This is a genomic window from Kitasatospora sp. NPDC001603, from assembly GCF_040298365.1.
Lineage (GTDB): Bacteria > Actinomycetota > Actinomycetes > Streptomycetales > Streptomycetaceae > Kitasatospora.
Map to the genome: position 1 here is coordinate 35,471 of NZ_JBEPAA010000024.1, position 16,209 is coordinate 51,679.

Here is a 16,209-nt window from a genome sequence, read left to right on the forward strand (position 1 = left end):
CGGCCGGACCCACCGCGCCCGGGCACCCGGTCCGCCCGCGGGCGGACCGAAGGCCCCGGAGGGCCCCCGGGACCGGACGGTAGGATCGGTGGGCACGTACGCACCGGTTCAAAGTGCGGCCAGACCCCGACCGGGCTGCCACGCTCCTTCCCAAGAAAGGCCTGCGTAGCCGATGGCTCCCCGCCTCTCCATCGTCGTTCCGATCTACAACGTCGAGCGCTACCTCGTGGAATGCCTCGACTCGATCGCCGCCCAGACCTTCACGGACTTCGAGTGCGTCATGGTCGACGACGGTTCGAAGGACGGCAGCGCGGCACTCGCCGAGGCGTACGCCGCCAAGGACTCCCGGTTCCGGCTGGTCCGCCAGGTGAACAAGGGCCTCGGCGCGGCCCGCAACACCGGCATCCGCCACATCGACCCGGACGGCGAGTTCCTCTGCTTCGTCGACTCCGACGACTCGATGCCGCCGAGCGCCTACGAGCTGATGATCAACACGCTCGACGAGACCGGCTCGGACTTCGCCACCGGCAACGTGCTGCGGTTCCGCGCGGTGGGCTACTACCAGTCCGGCGGGCACTCGCGGCCGTTCAAGGAGACCAGGCTCAAGACCCACATCACCGAGATCCCCGCGCTGGTCACCGACCGCACGGCGTGGAACAAGGTGTACCGCCGCTCGTTCTTCGACGCGGCCGGCATCCTCTACCCCGAGGGCATCCTGTACGAGGACGCCCCGGTCAGCGTGCCGCACCACTACCTCGCCACGAGCGTGGACGTGCTCTCCGAGCCGATCTACCACTGGCGCGAGCGCGAGGTCGGCGAGATGTCGATCACACAGATGCGGACCAACCCCAAGGGCCTGGTCGACCGCGTCACCTCGGTGGAGCTGGTCCGCACCTGGCTGAAGAAGCAGACCGACCCGCGCTTCGCCGAGTACCTGCGCTCCTACGACGAGAACACCCTCGTCGAGGAGATCCCGATGTTCTTCTGGTCCGTCGTGGACGGCGACAAGGAGTACCGGGACGCCTACCAGAAGAACGTCGGCCGGCTGCTCCGCTCGATCGGCCCCGAGCAGGTCCGCAAGCTGCGCGCGCCGCTGCGGCTGAAGTACCACCTGACCCTGGCGGGCCGGATCGACGAGTTCGTCGAGCAGATCAAGTACGAGGGCGAGAGCAACGGCGGCGTCGCCGCGCGCGGCCTGCTGCGCCCGTACGCCGACTACCCGTTCCTGCGCGGCGGCCGCAAGAGCGTGCCGGCCGGCATCCTCAAGCTGGACAACTCGCTGGTGATGCGCAGCCGGCTGTACGAGTCGGCCTGGGAGGGCGGCAAGCTGCAGCTGACCGGGCACGCGTACCCGGAGCAGCTGGGCGCCGAGAACCGGCACGACATGGTCCGGGTGCTGGTGCTCCGCGAGACCAAGGGCCGGCGCGTGCTGGCCGTGCCCACCAGGACGCAGTACAGCCCGGAGGCGACCGCCAGCTGCCACCACGACCTGTACAACTGCGACTGGGCCGGCTTCACCGCCGCCATCGACCCCAAGCGGCTCAAGCACCGGGGCCAGTGGAAGGACGGCAACTGGCGCGTCCTGGTGGCCGGCGCCGGCAAGGGCGGCGTCTACAAGGGCCGGATCTCGGCGGGCTGGAGCGACACCGCCCAGTACCTCCCCGCGCACTGGGTCGAGCCGGACGTGCGGATCGTGCCGTGGGTCCGCGACGGCAGCGTCTACCTGCGGGTGGAGACGGTCCGGACCAGGGTGACCGGGCTCGCCGTGCGGGACGGCCGGCTGGAGATCTCCGGCGCCGCCCGCTCCGGCCCGAACCTCGCCGGGGCCCGCTTCAAGCTGACCCACGTCGAGTCGGACCGCGAGGTGGTCTACCCGCTGGAGCTCACCGCCCCGGTCGGCACCCTCCAGCCGTTCACCGTCACCGCCCCGGTCGACGAGCTGACCGCCGTCCGCGAGGCCTGGGCCGAGCTGGACCCGGTCGCCCCGGAGCGGGCCCGGGACCGCTGGGACACCGCCATACTGCTCGCCGACGGCAGCACCGTGCCGGTGGCCTGGGACGACCGCAACGCACCCGAGCAGCTGCACCTGCCGCTGAACCCGGACGCCCCGGTCGACGAGCGCCGCGCGCTCTACTCGAAGCCCTCCCCCGGCGGCTACCTCCAGCTCTCCGACCAGCTGCTGCAGCCGGTGGTGACCGAGGTCGCCTCGCGCGGCGCGGACGGCTACCTGCTCAGCGGTACCTTCCCGCTGCCCGGCACGCACCGCTGGGAGCTGGTCGTGCGGCACAACTGGCGCGAGGAGGAGCACGTCTACCCCGTGGAGATCGCGGACGGCGGGTTCCGGGCCGCGCTGCCGGCGGTGCCGACGGCCTCCTTCGCCGGCCGGGTGCCGCTCGCCCAGGGCACCTGGGACGTCTTCTTCCGCCCGCTCGGCGAGCCGGTCGAGACCCTGGCGACCCGCTACGCGCTGATCGCCCCGGAGTGCTTCGCCACCCTGCCGCTGGAGGTGGAGTCGCGCGGCAAGCGGATCGTGCTGGAGCGCCGCCACTACGACGGCCTCTCGCTGGAGTCGCACTCCGCGCTGCTGCCCGAGGAGCGCAGCGGCTTCCGGCAGCGCCAGCTGCGCACCACCGACTACCCGTCGGCCCGCCGGCTCCCGCTGCGCGACACCGTGCTCTACAACGTCGCGCTGGGCGGCCTCTACGCGGACTCGCCGCGGGCGATCCACGAGGAGCTGGTCCGCCGCGGCCTGCCGCTGGAGCACCTCTGGGGCAGCGACGACCTGCAGGCCGAACTGCCGCAGACGGCGGGCGCGATCCGGCTCTGGAGCCCCGAGTGGTTCGAGACGCTGGCCACCGCCAAGTACATCGTCACCAGCGCGCACCTGCCGGACTTCTTCGTCCGGCGCCCCGGCCAGGTGGTCGTGCAGACCTGGCACGGCACCCCGCTGAAGCAGATCGGGTACGACTTCGAGAAGGTCTGGTTCACCGACGCCAACTACCTGAAGGGCGTCGTCAAGGAGGTCCCGAACTGGAGCATGCTGGTGGCCGGCAACAGCTGGTCGGCTCCGGTGCTGCGCCGCGCGTTCGATTTCAAGGGCGAGATCCTGGAGAGCGGCGCGCCGCGCAACGACCTGCTGTTCGCCCCCGACCGGGAGAAGACCGCCGAGCAGGTCCGCGAGCGGCTCGGGCTGCCCGAGGGCAAGAAGGTCGTGCTCTACGCGCCGACCTTCCGTGAGGACCGCCGCCGCCCGAACGGCGGCTACCAGATCGACCTGCGGATCGACCTGGAGGCGGCCAAGGCGGCGCTCGGCGACGACCAGGTGCTGCTGGTCCGCCGGCACAGCGTGATGTGCGGTCAGATCCCCGGCGCCGGCAACGGCTACATCTGGGACGTCGGCAGCTACCCCGACATGGCCGAGCTGCTGCTGATCGCGGACGTCCTGGTCACCGACTACTCGGCGACGGTGTTCGACTTCGCCACCACCGGCAAGCCGGTCCTGTTCTTCACGCACGACCTGGAGCACTACCGCGACAACCTGCGCGGCTTCAGCCTCGACTACGAGGCGGAGATGCCCGGCCCGCTGCTGGCCACCTCCGAGGAGCTGGTCGCGGCGCTGGGCCGGGTGGACGAGCTGACGGGTGAGTACGCCGAGAAGTACACGGCGTTCCGCGAGGCGTACTGCGACCTGGACGACGGCCAGGCCGCGGCCCGCGTGGTGGACGGCATGCTCCGCCAGCAGTAACCGGTACCGCCCCGGAGGCGCCCGACGCGAATCCCGCGTCGGGCGCCTCCGTGTTTTCCGGGCTGCTTCAGGCGGCTCCGGGCGGCTCTCCCGGCTGCTCTCCGGGCTGCTCCGGGCAGATTTCCGGGCTGGTCCGGACAGCTTTCCGGACTTTTCTGGACGCTTTCCGGGAGTCGCCGAAGACTCATATGAACAATTCAATCGAACCCATGTTTCGCCGACGGATTTCCCAGCTATTCCTCCGGATTTCTCAGTTGACCCCGGGTGTCATTTCGGTATTCGATATCGAATCGGCTTCGTCCGCTCCCCCGGTACGAATGCCGACCCGGACCACCGCCATGGGCCGGGATCCCGTTGCCGAAGGGCCACCCCATGCCTGTCCTCACGCGGTTCGTCCTCCCGCAGGCCGCCCCCCACTCGCACGACGACCTGCCCGCCGCCGACGAGGGCGTCGCCTTCGGCCTGCTGCGCGCCCGCTGGCACGCCCGCGGCCTCGAACTCACCGGCTTCGCCCGCCCCGACGACCTGGACACCGCCCGCCCCGGCTCGGCCTGGACCTGGCTGACCCTGCTCCGGGACGACGCCGAACCGCCCCTCCACCTCCGGTCCCGGCCGCGCCGGCTGCCCGAGATCACCGACGACAGCGCCCAGCCCGACCACAACCACGACTGGTCCGGCTTCACCGCCCTGGTCGAACCGCGCCGGCTGCGGCGGGCCGAGGAGTGGCTGCTCGGCGACTGGCGGATCGGGGTCACCCTGTTCACCCGCCCCCGGCCCACCCGGCTGCGCCGCCAGTACGGCGCCCTCGCCCCGCACTGGTGCGGCTCCGGCGAGTACCCGCCGGCCCGCTGGGTCGACCACGACGTCCGCCTCCAGCCGCACTTCGCCGACGGCCGGCTGCGGCTGCGGCTCGAACGCCCCGGCGTCCGGCTCACCCACGCCGCCCCCGCCACGGACGGCCTCGACCTGCGCGGCACCGCCGGGCACTGCCCGCCCGGCACCGCGCTGCGGCTGCGCCACCGGGAGAGCGACGCCGTCCTGCTGCGGCCGGTCGCCCGGACCGGCAACACCTTCGCCCTCCACCTGCCGTACCGGCCGTTCACCGCCGACGGGCGCGGCGCCGGCCACCTGGAGCACTGGGACGCCGAACTGCTGCGCCCGGACGGCTCCACCGAGCAGCTGACCCTGGACGAGCGCGGCGGCCCGGTGGCCGGTCAGCACGCGCTGCCCGGCGCCCCCGACCGGGCGCTCTACCTGAAGCACCTCGCCGACGGCCGGCTGCAGTTCTGCGTCCAGCCCGCGGCCGGCTACGTCGAGCGGATCGCGGTGCGGGCCGGCGGCTTCGAGCTCACCGGGCACTGCCCCGGCCGCGAGCCGCTCGACCTCGTCCTGCGGCACACCGGGACGGCCGGCGAGGTCCGCCACCGGGTCGACCGCGGGGCGGACGGCCGCTTCACCGTCCGGCTGCCCGCCACCCGCACCGGCTCCGACGGCACCGCGCTGCCGCTGCGCAAGGGCGTCTGGGAGGCCTCGCTGCTCCCGGCCGGCCGGCCGGGAGCTCCCCGGCCGCTGATCGCCGCCCCCGCGGCGCTCCCCGCGCTGCCCGCCGCCACCGGGGCCGGCGGCAAGCGGATCCTGCTCCAACGCCGCTGGCACGACACCCTGCTGGTGGACTCCACCCCCGTCCTCTCGCCCGCCGAGCGCAGCGCCTGGAGCCAGGCCCGCCAGCGCGCCGACGGGTACCCGGCCGCCCGCCGGGAGCCGCTGCGCGACGCCGTGCTGTACGACGTGTTCGGCGGCCGCGGGTACGCCGACTCACCGCGCGCGGTGCACGCCGAACTCGCCCGGCGCGGCGAGCCGTTGGAGCACCTCTGGACGGTCGACGACGCCCAGGCCGCCCTGCCCGCCGGCGTCCGCGCGGTACGGGTCTGGAGCCCCGAGTGGTACCGCGCGCTGGCCACCAGCCGGTACCTGGTCGGCAACACGCACTTCCCCGACTTCCTGGACCGCCGGGACGGCCAGGTGGTCGTCCAGACCTGGCACGGCTCGCTGCTCAAGCGGATCGCGCACGACGTCGAGAACCCCTGGCTCGCCGACCACGGCTACCTGGCGGCGCTCGACCGGGAGACCCCGCAGTGGAGCCTGCTGCTCTCGCCCAGCCCGTTCGCCACCCCGCTGCTGCGCCGGGCGTTCCGCTTCGGGGGCGAGGTCCTGGAGTCCGGCTACCCGCGCAACGACGTGCTGGCCCGGCCGGACGCCGGGCGGGCGGCGGCCGTCCGGCGCCGGCTCGGCATCCCCGACGGCAGGCGCGTGGTGCTCTACGCCCCGACCTGGCGGGAGGACCAGCGGCGCGGCGACGGCGAGGGGTTCCGCCTCGACCTGCGGATCGACCTGGACCGGGCCCGGCGCGCCCTCGGCCACGACCACGTCCTGCTGATCCGCCCGCACGCGCACGTCCGCGAGCCGCTGCCCGGCGCCGGGGACGGCTTCGTCCTCGACTGCGGGGACTACCCCGACGTGCAGGAACTGCTGCTGATCGCGGACGTGCTGGTCACCGACTACTCGTCGATCACGTTCGACTTCGCGATCACCGGCCGCCCGGTGCTCTTCTTCACCTACGACCTGGAGCACTACCGGGACACCCTGCGCGGCTTCTCCTTCGACTTCGAGGCGCAGGCCCCCGGCCCGCTCATCCCCGACTCGGCCGGGCTGCTCGACGCGCTGCGCGGGCTCGCCGACGACGGCTCCGGCCCGCCGCCCGGGTACCGGGAGCGCTACCGCGCGTTCCGCGCCACGCACTGCGGGCTGGAGGACGGCGGGGCCGCGCGCCGGGTGGTCGACCGGATGCTCGACCTCGGCCGGGCCGGCGGGCACGGGGCACCGCGGCCCGGCGGCCGCGCGGCCGCCGGCGGCGGTGCCGGTCAGCCGAAGTCGTAGGAGCGCCAGGGGCGCCAGACCTCGTCGGCGTCGAACCGGGACAGGCCGAAGCCCGGCACCGCGAAGGCCGCCCGGAAGCCACGGGTCTGCCCGTACGCCTGGTCCAGCACGTCCTCCGCCAGCCCGTGCGCCACCGTGACGTGCGGGTGGTACGGGAAGGCCAGCTCCCGGGCCAGCGGGCCGGAGCGGATGTCCGCCTCCAGCAGCCGGCACTCCTGGGCGCCCCCCTCGACCCGGACGAAGACCACCGGCGAGACCGGCCGGAAGGTGCCGCTGCCGCGCAGCAGCATCCGGAACGGCCGGTGCGCCCGGGCCACCGCCGCCAGGTGCTCCTCGATCTTCGGCAGCTCGGCGGCCGCCACCTCGGTCGGCGGCAGCAGGGTGACGTGCGTGGGTATCGACCGGGCCAGCGGATCGCCGAACCCGGCCCGCGCGTCCTGGATCGCCGAGCCGTACGGATCCGGGACGCTCACGGACACGCCGATGGTGACGAGCTCGGGGAGATCGTCACCATCGGGCAGGCTCGTCAGGGCTGTCACCGCTTGGCGGCCGGGAGGAAGCCGATCCGGTCGTACACCGTCTCCAGCGTCTGCGACGCCACCGTCCGGGCCTTCTCCGCACCGATCGCCAGTACCCGGTCCAGCTCGGCCGGGTCGTCCAGGAAGGTGCGGGTGCGCTCCTGGAAGGGCGTCACCCACTCGGTGAACAGCTCGGCCAGCTCGGTCTTCAGGGCGCCGTACATCTTGCCCTCGAAGTGCGCCACCAACTGGTCGACCGACTGGCCGCTGAGCGCGGAGTGGATGCGCAGCAGGTTGGAGACGCCGGCCTTCTCCTCCTCGTCGTAGGAGACGACGGTACCCGTGTCGGTGACGGCGCTCTTGAACTTCTTGGCGCTGACCTTCGGCTCGTCCAGCAGGCTGACCAGGCCCTTGGCCGAGGAGGCCGACTTGCTCATCTTGATGCCCGGGTCCTGGAGGTCCTGGATCTTCGCCGTCTCCTTGAGGATGTACGGCTTCGGGACGGTGAAGGTCGGGCTGTAGCGGGTGTTGAAGCGCTCCGCGAGGTCCCGGGTGAGCTCCACGTGCTGGCGCTGGTCCTCGCCGACCGGCACCGCGTCCGCCTGGTAGAGCAGGATGTCGGCGATCTGCAGGATCGGGTAGGTGAAGAGGCCGACCGAGGTGCTCGCGGCGCCCTGCTTGGCGGACTTGTCCTTGAACTGGGTCATCCGGGAGGCCTCGCCGAAGCCGGTGAGGCAGTTCATCACCCAGCCGAGCTGCGCGTGCTCGGGCACGTGGGACTGGACGAACAGGGTGCAGCGGTCCGGGTCCAGGCCGGCGCCGAGCAGCTGGGCGGCGGAGACCCGGGTGTTCTGGCGCAGCGTCGCCGGGTCCTGCTCCACGGTGATCGCGTGCAGGTCGACCACCATGTAGAAGGCGTCGTTGGCCTCCTGGAGATCGACCCACTGGCGGACGGCACCGAGGTAGTTGCCCAGGTGGAACGAGCCGGAGGTGGGCTGGATGCCGGAGAGTACCCGGGGACGGTCCTTGACCGGACCAGTGACCGCTGCGTTGACCATGCGGGCCATTGTTCCAGTTCCACCGACCGGTCAGGAAACCTCTGCCCCCGGAGGTTCCGACAGTGTGACCGCACTCACCCCGACCCGGGCGATCCGCCGGCCCTCCAGCTTGGCCACCGTCAGCCGGACCTCCTCGGCGCCGATCGGGATCCGGACCTGGTCACCGTCGACCGGCAGCCGGCCGAGCGCGGCCACCAGGCAGCCGGCCACCGTCTCGTACGGGCCCTCGGGCAGGGTGACGCCGGTCTCCTCGGTGAAGTCGCCGAGGTTCAGCAGGCCGTCCAGCTCCATGGCGCCGCCGGCCAGCCGGCGGGTGGTGCTCGGCTCCTGGGAGTCGTACTCGTCACGGATCTCGCCGATCACCTCCTCGACCAGGTCCTCCAGGGTGACGATGCCGGCGGTGCCGCCGTACTCGTCCACCACGATGGCCAGGTGGTGGCCCTCCCGGCGCATCTCGCCCATCGCCGCCAGCACCCGCTTGGTGCCGGGCAGCAGCTTGATCGGGCGGGCCAGGTCGCGCACCTTCACCGCCTGCTCGCCGCGGGCACCGTACAGGTCGCGGACGTGGACGAAGCCGGTGACCGCGTCGTAGCTGCCCTCGACCACCGGATAGCGCGAGTGCGGCGAGGAGTCGGCCTGCTCGCGGACCTCGGCGAGCGGGCGCTCGGCGTCCAGGAAGGTCACCTCGGTGCGCGGGACCATCACCTCGCGCAGCTGGCGCTCCCCCGCGGCGAACACGTCGGCGATCAACGCCCGCTCGTCGCTTCCGAGTTCGGTGTTGGTGGCGACCAGGCCGCGGAGCTCCTCGGAGCTCATCGAGCCGCGCCCGGCCGCCGGGTCGCCGCCGAGCAGGCGGACCATCAGGTTGGTGGAGTGGCCGAGCAGCCAGATCACCGGGCGCAGCGCCACCGACATCACGTCCACCACCGGGGCGGCGAGGACGGCGATGGAGTCGGCGCGCTGGAGGCCGATCCGCTTGGGGGTGAGCTCGCCGAGCACCAGCGAGGCGTAGCTGATCAGCAGGGTGAGGCCGACCAGGGCGAGCGCGTCGGCGACGCCCGCGGACAGCCCGGCCCGGACGAACAGCGGCGCCACCTTGCCGGCCAGGGTGTCCGCGCCGAAGGCGGCGGACAGGAAGCCCATGCAGGTCACCCCGACCTGCACGGCGGCCAGGAAGCGGTTCGGGTCGGCGGCCAGGTGTGCGGCGCGGGCCGCGCGCCGGGTCCCGCGCCCCGCCAGTGACCTGATCTGGCCCTCGCGCAGCGAGATCAGCGAGATCTCGGCGACGTTGAACAGGCCACCCAGCATGATGAAGACGAGGACGAGGGCCGCGTCCTCCAGGGTTTCGTTCACAGCGGGTCAGTGTAGGGCGACGGCCCGCCGCCTCCGGTCAAGGAGGCGGCGGGCCGTCGAAGGTCCTGCCGGGAACGGGCTCAGATGAGGCCGAGCTCCGTGACGGCGTCGCGCTCCTCGACCAGCTCCTGGACCGAGGCGTCGATGCGGCCGCGGGAGAAGTCGGAGATCTCCAGGCCCTGGACGATCTGGAACTCGCCGTCCTTGGTGGTGACCGGGAAGGAGGAGATCAGACCGGCCGGAACGCCGTAGGAGCCGTCGGAGACGACACCCATGGAGGTCCAGTCGCCCTCGGCGGTGCCGTTGACCCAGGTGTACACGTGGTCGATGGCGGCGTTGGCGGCCGAGGCGGCCGAGGAGGCGCCACGGGCCTCGATGATGGCCGCGCCGCGCTTGGCGACGGTCGGGATGAAGTCGCCCTCCAGCCACGCCTGGTCGGCGCCGACGGCCTCGAAGGCCGGCTTGCCGGCGATCTCGGCCTGGAAGACGTCCGGGTACTGGGTCGCCGAGTGGTTGCCCCAGATGGTGACCTTCTTGATCTCCGACACGGCGGCACCGGTCTTGGCGGCCAGCTGGCCGAGCGCGCGGTTGTGGTCCAGGCGCGTCATCGCGGTGAAGCGCGCGGCCGGCACGTCCGGGGCGTTGCGCTGGGCGATCAGGGCGTTGGTGTTGGCCGGGTTGCCGACGACCAGGACCTTGATGTCGTCCGCGGCGTGGTCGTTGATGGCCTTGCCCTGCGGGCCGAAGATGCCGCCGTTGGCCTGCAGCAGGTCGCCGCGCTCCATGCCGGCGGTGCGCGGACGGGCGCCGACCAGCAGCGCGACGTTGGCGCCGTCGAAGGCCTCGTTGGCGTTGTCGGTGATCTTGATGTCGCGCAGCAGCGGGAAGGCGCAGTCGACAAGCTCCATCGCGGTGCCCTCGGCGGCCTTCAGGCCCTGCGGGATCTCCAGGAGGCGCAGGTTCACCGGCACGTCGGCGCCGAGCAGGTGGCCCGAGGCGATGCGGAAGAGCAGCGCGTAGCCGATCTGGCCGGCCGCTCCGGTGATGGTGACGTTGACGGGGGTGCGGGTCATTTCTACCTTCTCCAGCAAATCGCCAGGTGCCCCAGGCACACCGGCGCACTGGAGCCGAGGATGATCTCTCGACATCGAGAGACCGGCGTCAGGTTATCGCAAAGCGAAGCGTATGCCGCGGGTGCCGTCGTGGCTGATTGGTCACAGACGATGACGGCCCCCGTCCCGACGGTGCGGGCGGGGGCCGATCGGGCTGCGCGGGCGGGCCGGGCGGGTCAGTGCTTCGGCCGCCCGACCAGCTCGCCGACGTTGTCCAGCAGCGGGATCTCCAGCCACGGGTTTGGCTGGGCCACCAGGGTCAGCAGCACGATCGAGACGCCCAGGAAGGTCAGCACGATCACGTCGGTGAACCGGCTGCGCACCGCCAGCATGCCGACCTCGGGCAGCACCAGCCGCAGCAGCGCGCCGAGCAGCACGCCGCCGCCGAGGATCAGCAGCCCGTACTTGAAGCCGTCCTTGAAGTCGGCGAACCAGGTGACGGCGAGCCCGGCGCCGACCACCAGCAGGACGAGGGTTATCGGCCACTGGCGCACCGGCAGGGCGTGGTCACGCCCCAGCGCCGCCGCCGAGCCCTCGGGGGGCAGCGTTCCGGTGGTCTTCACCGGCCTGCGCCGGGAGCTCGCCGGCCGTGGCCCGCTCATCCGCCCACCCCGCCCCGCTCGGCCGCCGCGTCGCGCAACGCGCGGCTCGCCGGCCTTCGCTCGGTCCGCCCGTTCATAGCTCGCCGTCCTTCCGGAGTCGGATCGCGGTCGTTCAGAGGCCGGCGCGGCGCTCGGCCGCCACGACGATGTTGTTCAGCAGCATGGCGCGGGTCATCGGGCCGACGCCGCCCGGGTTCGGGGAGATCCAGCCGGCCACCTCGGCCACGCCCGGGTGGACGTCACCGACGATCTTGCCCTCGCTGCGGCTGACGCCGACGTCCAGCACGGCCGCGCCGGGCTTGACGTCCTCCGGCTTGACCAGGTGCGGCACCCCGGCGGCGGCGACCACGATGTCGGCCTTGCGCAGGTGGTAGGCGAGGTCCCGGGTGCCGGTGTGGCAGAGGGTCACGGTGGCGTTCTCGCTGCGGCGGGTGAGCAGCAGGCCGATCGAGCGGCCGACGGTGACACCGCGGCCGATCACGACCACCTCGGCGCCGTCGATCGCCACGTCGTGGCGGCGCAGCAGCTCGACGATGCCGAGCGGGGTGCAGGGCAGCGGGCCCTCGATGCCCAGCGCGAGCCGGCCGAGCGAGGTGGGGTGCAGGCCGTCGGCGTCCTTGTCCGGGTCCATCAGCTCCAGGACGGGGTTCTGGTCCAGGCCCTTGGGCAGCGGGAGCTGGACGATGTAACCGGTGCAGGCCGGGTCGGCGTTCAGCTCGCGGACGACGTTCTCGACGTCCTCCTGGGTGGCGGTGGCGGGCAGTTCGCGCTGGATGGAGGCGATGCCGACCTCGGCGCAGTCCTTGTGCTTGCCGTTGACGTACCAGCGGCTGCCGGGGTCGTCGCCGACCAGGACGGTGCCGAGACCGGGCGTGACGCCCTTGGCACGAAGGGCCACCACACGGGCGGCGAGTTCGGACTTGATCGCGGCGGCGGTGGCCTTGCCATCGAGAATCTGGGCAGTCATGACCCCATTCTCCCGGATGCCGGAGGCGGACGGCGCCAGCCCCCGGCGACAGCGGTGCCGGGGAGCCCCGGAGGCTCGAAAACCGTTCGGACCACGTTGCGGTTGCGCCACAGTCCGGTCCGCCACGCGGGCGCGGCTGGACAGCGCCGGGCCGCCCGGTCGACGATAAGCGGGCATTCCCTGCCGCCTCCGGCCCGGTGACGGGCCGACGGACACCGGCGGGGCGTACCCGGGGGAAGAACAGAGTGAGCCGACCACACCACACCGTGCCGCCCGACCGCCACGGCCGCGTGCTGCCAGGACCGCAGCCGTCGATGCTCCCGTTCGCGCCGGACCGGCGCCACCCACGTTCCTGAGCCAGCCCGTGCCGGCGGGCGCCGGACCGTGTCCGCCCCCGTTGTCACCGCGCTCCGCTATCGTCCCGTCCGCTCGGCAGTTCGCCCCGCCGGTGCGTTCCGGACCCAGCGCTGTCCCGTCCCACGTCCCCACATCCCTGCCCGGAGGCATCGATGAGTTACCCGCCCGACCCGAACAACCCGTACGGCCAGCAGCCCCCTCAGCAGGGCTACGGCTACCCCCAGCAGGCCCCGCCGGCCGCCGGGTACGGCTACCCGCAGCAGCCGCCGCAGGCCCCGCAGTACGGTGTGCCGCAGCAGCCGACGTACGGGTACGCGCCGATGCCGGGCACCCTCCAGGCCAACAACGGCTACATCAACATCGCCCAGCTGGGCACGGTGAAGATCGCCACCATGGGCCAGCGCTTCCTGGCCCGCCTGATCGACGGCCTCGCGATCGGCGCGGTCGTCGCCCTGGTGATGGCGCTCGGCCTGGCCAGCGCGCTCGGCATCGCCAAGGACACCCAGGACTGCAGCGGCAAGTACACCTACGGCGGCTCCAACTCGGCGTACTACGACTGCCTGAACGCCAACAACGACGCCGCCGCGGGCTTCTTCGTCACCATGCTGATCATGGTCGGCGTGCTCTCGGTGTTCAACCTGCTGTACGAGTGGCTGATGGTCTCCTTCGCGGGCGCCACCCTCGGCAAGATGGCCCTGGGCCTGCGCGTCGTCAAGGAGAGCAACGGCCAGGTCCCCGGCCTGGGCGGCGGCTTCATCCGCTTCATCATCCCGATCGTCGGCGCGTTCCTCTGCTACATCGGCGCCGCGCTGGTCTACCTGTCCCCGTTCTTCGACAACTCCGGGAAGCTGCAGGGCTGGCACGACCGTGCCGCCGGCACCCTGGTGATCAAGAAGTAACACCCACCGGCGACAGCGGAGCGGCCCGGTCCCCTTCCCAGGGGGCCGGGCCGCTCCGTCGTACCGTCACACCGCCGGTGTCAGTGGAAGAAGTGGCGGGTACCGGTGAAGTACATCGTCACGCCGGCCGCGGCGGCGGCCGCGACGACCTCCTCGTCCCGGATCGAACCGCCCGGCTGCACCACGGCCTTGACGCCGCCGTCGAGCAGGATCTGCAGGCCGTCCGCGAACGGGAAGAAGGCGTCGGAGGCCGCGTAGGAGCCCCGGGCCCGCTCGCCGGCCCGCTCCACGGCGAGCTTCGCCGAGTCGACCCGGTTGACCTGGCCCATCCCGACGCCCACCGAGGCACCGCCCTTGGCCAGCAGGATCGCGTTGGACTTGACGGCCCGGCAGGCCCGCCAGGCGAACGCCAGCTCGGCCAGCTCGGCCGCGGGGAGCGCCTCGCCGGTGGCCAGCGTCCAGCTCGCCGGGTCGTCGCCCGCGGCGTGGATCCGGTCGGCGTCCTGGAGCAGCACGCCACCGGAGATCGGGCGCAGCTCCTGGCGGTTGGCCGGCGCCTCGGGGGCGACCAGCACCCGCAGGTTCTTCTTGCGCGCCAGCACCTCGACGGCGCCGTCCTCGTACCCGGGGGCGACGACGACCTCGGTGAAGATCGGGGCGATCTGCTCGGCCAGCTCGACGGTCACCGGGCGGTTGACCGCGATCACGCCGCCGTACGCGGAGACCGGGTCGCACTCGTGCGCCTTGCGGTGCGCCTCGGCGACGTCCGCGCCGGTGGCGATGCCGCACGGGTTGGCGTGCTTGATGATCGCGACGGCCGGCTCGGCGTGGTCGTACGCGGCGCGACGGGCGGCATCGGTGTCGACGTAGTTGTTGTACGACATCTCCTTGCCGTGCAGCTGCTCGGCGCCGGCCAGGCCGCCGGTGCCGTCGCTGTAGAGCGCGGCGCCCTGGTGCGGGTTCTCGCCGTAGCGCAGCACGTTCTGGCGCTCGTAGGTGGCGCCCAGGAACTCCGGGAAGCCCTCGACGTCGCCGGCCGCGTAGCCGGCCTCGAACCAGGAGGCCACCGCGACGTCGTAGGCGGCGGTGTGCGCGAACGCGGCACCGGCCAGGCGCTTGCGGGTGGCCAGGTCGAAGCCGCCCTCCTGGACGGCCTTCAGCACGTCGCCGTAGCGGGCCGGGTCCACGACGACGGCGACCGACGGGTGGTTCTTGGCCGCGGCGCGGACCATGCTCGGGCCGCCGATGTCGATCTGCTCGACGCACTCGTCCGGGCTCGCGCCGGAGGCGACGGTGGCCTTGAACGGGTAGAGGTTCACCACGACCAGCTCGAAGGGCTCGACGCCCAGCTCGGCGAGCTGCGCGCGGTGCGACTCCAGCCGCAGGTCGGCGAGCACACCGGCGTGCACGCGGGGGTGCAGCGTCTTCACGCGCCCGTCGAGGCACTCGGGGAAGCCGGTCAGCTCGGAGACCTCGGTCACCGGGACGCCCGCGGCGGCGATCCGGCCGGCGGTGGAGCCGGTGGAGACGATGGCGACCCCGGCGGCGTGCAGGCCCTGGGCCAGCTCCTCCAGACCGGTCTTGTCGTACACGCTGATCAGCGCGCGACGGATCGGGCGGACGCCGCTCTCCTCGTCGAGGGGGGCGGTGACGGGGGACGTGGTGCTGGGGGCGGCGCTCATGCCGGGATCCATACCTTTCGGTCCTCGATGCGGTGACCCTCGCGGGCCAGCCGGCCCACGATGTCGACGAGCAGCTTTCGCTCGACAGTCTTGATGCGCTCGTGCAGCGCTTCGCCGCCATCGGCGTGGTCGGCGTCGGTGACCTCGACGACGCCCTGCGCGATGATCGGCCCGGTGTCCACCCCGGCGTCGACCAGGTGGACGGTGCAGCCGGCGACCTTCACCCCGTACGCGAGCGCGTCGGTGACGCCGTGGGCGCCGGGGAAGGCGGGCAGCAGTGCGGGGTGGGTGTTGATGATCCGCCCGGCGAAGGCCGCGATGAACGCGGGGCCGAGGATCTTCATGAAGCCCGCCGTGACCACGAGGTCCGGCCGGTGCTCCGCGACGGAGGCGGTCAGCGCGCCGTCCCACGCGGCGCGGTCGGCGAAGTCCTTCAGGCGGTGCACGAAGACCGGCAGCCCGGCCCGCTCGGCGCGCTCCAGGCCCGCGATGCCGTCACGGTCGGCACCGACGGCGACGATCTCCGCGCCGAAGGCCGGATCGGCCACGGCCTCGATCAGCGCCTGCAGGTTGGTGCCGGAGCCGGAGACCAGCACCACCAGCCGGGCCGGGCCGGGAGTGCGGGGCGGGAAGAGTTGAGCGGGGGCGGCGGCCACTGCGCGATTCTCCGTAGGTCGGGCGCCGCCCGCTGGTACATCCACCGGCGGTGGGGCCACTACGAACGGCAGGTCGAGCGAGGGGGAACACCGGAGGAACCCGCCGCGATGCGGGCCCGGGGAACCTATCTGAGCTGCTGACCGTCACCACGATAACGGCTGGTCGGACGGCCCTTGAAACGCCCTGACGGCGCTACGCGCGTAGTTGAGACGGGGATCTCCATCGGGGCACCGTTCACCCGCCGTCGGCCCGGCGTCCGCCCGCCGGCCGTGCGCGGACGGCGGGCCGACGGCGGCGACGGGGTGGTGCGGAGCTGCCGGCG

General features: G+C 72.7%; 11 protein-coding genes. 3 read left to right on the forward strand and 8 right to left on the reverse strand.

Annotated features, from left to right (window positions below; translation table 11 throughout):
* The first annotated feature begins 172 nt into the window (after nucleotides 1-172).
* Both ABT263_RS17430 and ABT263_RS17435 read left to right on the forward strand, forming a co-directional pair.
* Nucleotides 173-3,745 (forward strand): bifunctional glycosyltransferase/CDP-glycerol:glycerophosphate glycerophosphotransferase, encoded by a 3,573-nt coding sequence (locus ABT263_RS17430; RefSeq protein ID WP_329488029.1) that lies wholly within the window; start codon nucleotides 173-175, stop codon nucleotides 3,743-3,745.
* A gap of 372 nt (nucleotides 3,746-4,117) precedes the next feature.
* The gene (locus tag ABT263_RS17435; protein WP_352291258.1) at nucleotides 4,118-6,682 is read left to right on the forward strand and encodes a CDP-glycerol glycerophosphotransferase family protein; all 2,565 of its coding nucleotides are present in this window, start codon (nucleotides 4,118-4,120) and stop codon (nucleotides 6,680-6,682) included.
* Here ABT263_RS17435 and ABT263_RS17440 read toward each other — a convergent pair.
* From ABT263_RS17440 to ABT263_RS17465, 6 genes are all read right to left on the reverse strand, one after another.
* The gene (locus ABT263_RS17440) at nucleotides 6,667-7,155 is read right to left on the reverse strand and encodes a 2'-5' RNA ligase family protein (RefSeq protein WP_352291259.1); all 489 of its coding nucleotides are present in this window, start codon (nucleotides 7,153-7,155) and stop codon (nucleotides 6,667-6,669) included. The genes ABT263_RS17435 and ABT263_RS17440 overlap by 16 nt on opposite strands.
* 62 nt (nucleotides 7,156-7,217) lie before the next feature.
* Nucleotides 7,218-8,258, reverse strand: coding sequence for a tryptophan--tRNA ligase (gene trpS / locus ABT263_RS17445; RefSeq protein WP_352291260.1), 1,041 nt, complete (start codon nucleotides 8,256-8,258; stop codon nucleotides 7,218-7,220).
* Between the two features lie 30 nt (nucleotides 8,259-8,288).
* Entirely contained in the window at nucleotides 8,289-9,611 is a 1,323-nt protein-coding gene (locus ABT263_RS17450; protein WP_352291261.1) for a hemolysin family protein, read from the reverse strand.
* A gap of 80 nt (nucleotides 9,612-9,691) precedes the next feature.
* Nucleotides 9,692-10,684, reverse strand: coding sequence for a malate dehydrogenase (locus ABT263_RS17455; protein ID WP_352291262.1), 993 nt, complete (start codon nucleotides 10,682-10,684; stop codon nucleotides 9,692-9,694).
* Between the two features lie 215 nt (nucleotides 10,685-10,899).
* On the reverse strand, nucleotides 10,900-11,286 hold the full coding sequence (locus tag ABT263_RS17460) for a DUF3017 domain-containing protein (RefSeq protein WP_329488035.1): 387 nt from the start codon (nucleotides 11,284-11,286) through the stop codon (nucleotides 10,900-10,902).
* A 151-nt stretch (nucleotides 11,287-11,437) separates the two neighbouring features.
* Entirely contained in the window at nucleotides 11,438-12,292 is an 855-nt protein-coding gene (locus tag ABT263_RS17465) for a bifunctional methylenetetrahydrofolate dehydrogenase/methenyltetrahydrofolate cyclohydrolase (protein ID WP_329488036.1), read from the reverse strand.
* Between the two features lie 509 nt (nucleotides 12,293-12,801).
* On the opposite strand from ABT263_RS17465, the gene ABT263_RS17470 reads away from it, so the two are divergent.
* A complete protein-coding gene (locus ABT263_RS17470) occupies nucleotides 12,802-13,548 on the forward strand; it encodes an RDD family protein (protein ID WP_352291263.1) in 747 nt (248 codons plus the stop codon).
* 80 nt (nucleotides 13,549-13,628) lie between these two features.
* Here the strand turns inward: ABT263_RS17470 and purH are convergent, their stop codons facing one another.
* Both purH and purN read right to left on the reverse strand, forming a co-directional pair.
* Nucleotides 13,629-15,230, reverse strand: coding sequence for a bifunctional phosphoribosylaminoimidazolecarboxamide formyltransferase/IMP cyclohydrolase (purH, locus tag ABT263_RS17475; RefSeq protein WP_352291264.1), 1,602 nt, complete (start codon nucleotides 15,228-15,230; stop codon nucleotides 13,629-13,631).
* Complete coding sequence (gene purN, locus ABT263_RS17480; RefSeq protein WP_352291265.1) at nucleotides 15,227-15,886, reverse strand: phosphoribosylglycinamide formyltransferase; 660 nt, start codon at nucleotides 15,884-15,886, stop codon at nucleotides 15,227-15,229. Before purN ends, purH begins: the two co-directional genes overlap by 4 nt.
* Nucleotides 15,887-16,209 lie beyond the last annotated feature (323 nt).

Excerpts from the sequence above, each read along its gene's own strand:
- ABT263_RS17455 (WP_352291262.1), bottom strand. The coding sequence starts at position 10,684 with ATGACCCGCACCCCCGTCAACGTCACCATCACCGGAGCGGCCGGCCAG.
- ABT263_RS17470 (WP_352291263.1), top strand. The coding sequence starts at position 12,802 with ATGAGTTACCCGCCCGACCCGAACAACCCGTACGGCCAGCAGCCCCCT.
- trpS (WP_352291260.1), bottom strand. The coding sequence starts at position 8,258 with ATGGTCAACGCAGCGGTCACTGGTCCGGTCAAGGACCGTCCCCGGGTA.
- purH (WP_352291264.1), bottom strand. The coding sequence starts at position 15,230 with ATGAGCGCCGCCCCCAGCACCACGTCCCCCGTCACCGCCCCCCTCGAC.
- ABT263_RS17435 (WP_352291258.1), top strand. The coding sequence starts at position 4,118 with ATGCCTGTCCTCACGCGGTTCGTCCTCCCGCAGGCCGCCCCCCACTCG.
- ABT263_RS17465 (WP_329488036.1), bottom strand. The coding sequence starts at position 12,292 with ATGACTGCCCAGATTCTCGATGGCAAGGCCACCGCCGCCGCGATCAAG.
- ABT263_RS17430 (WP_329488029.1), top strand. The coding sequence starts at position 173 with ATGGCTCCCCGCCTCTCCATCGTCGTTCCGATCTACAACGTCGAGCGC.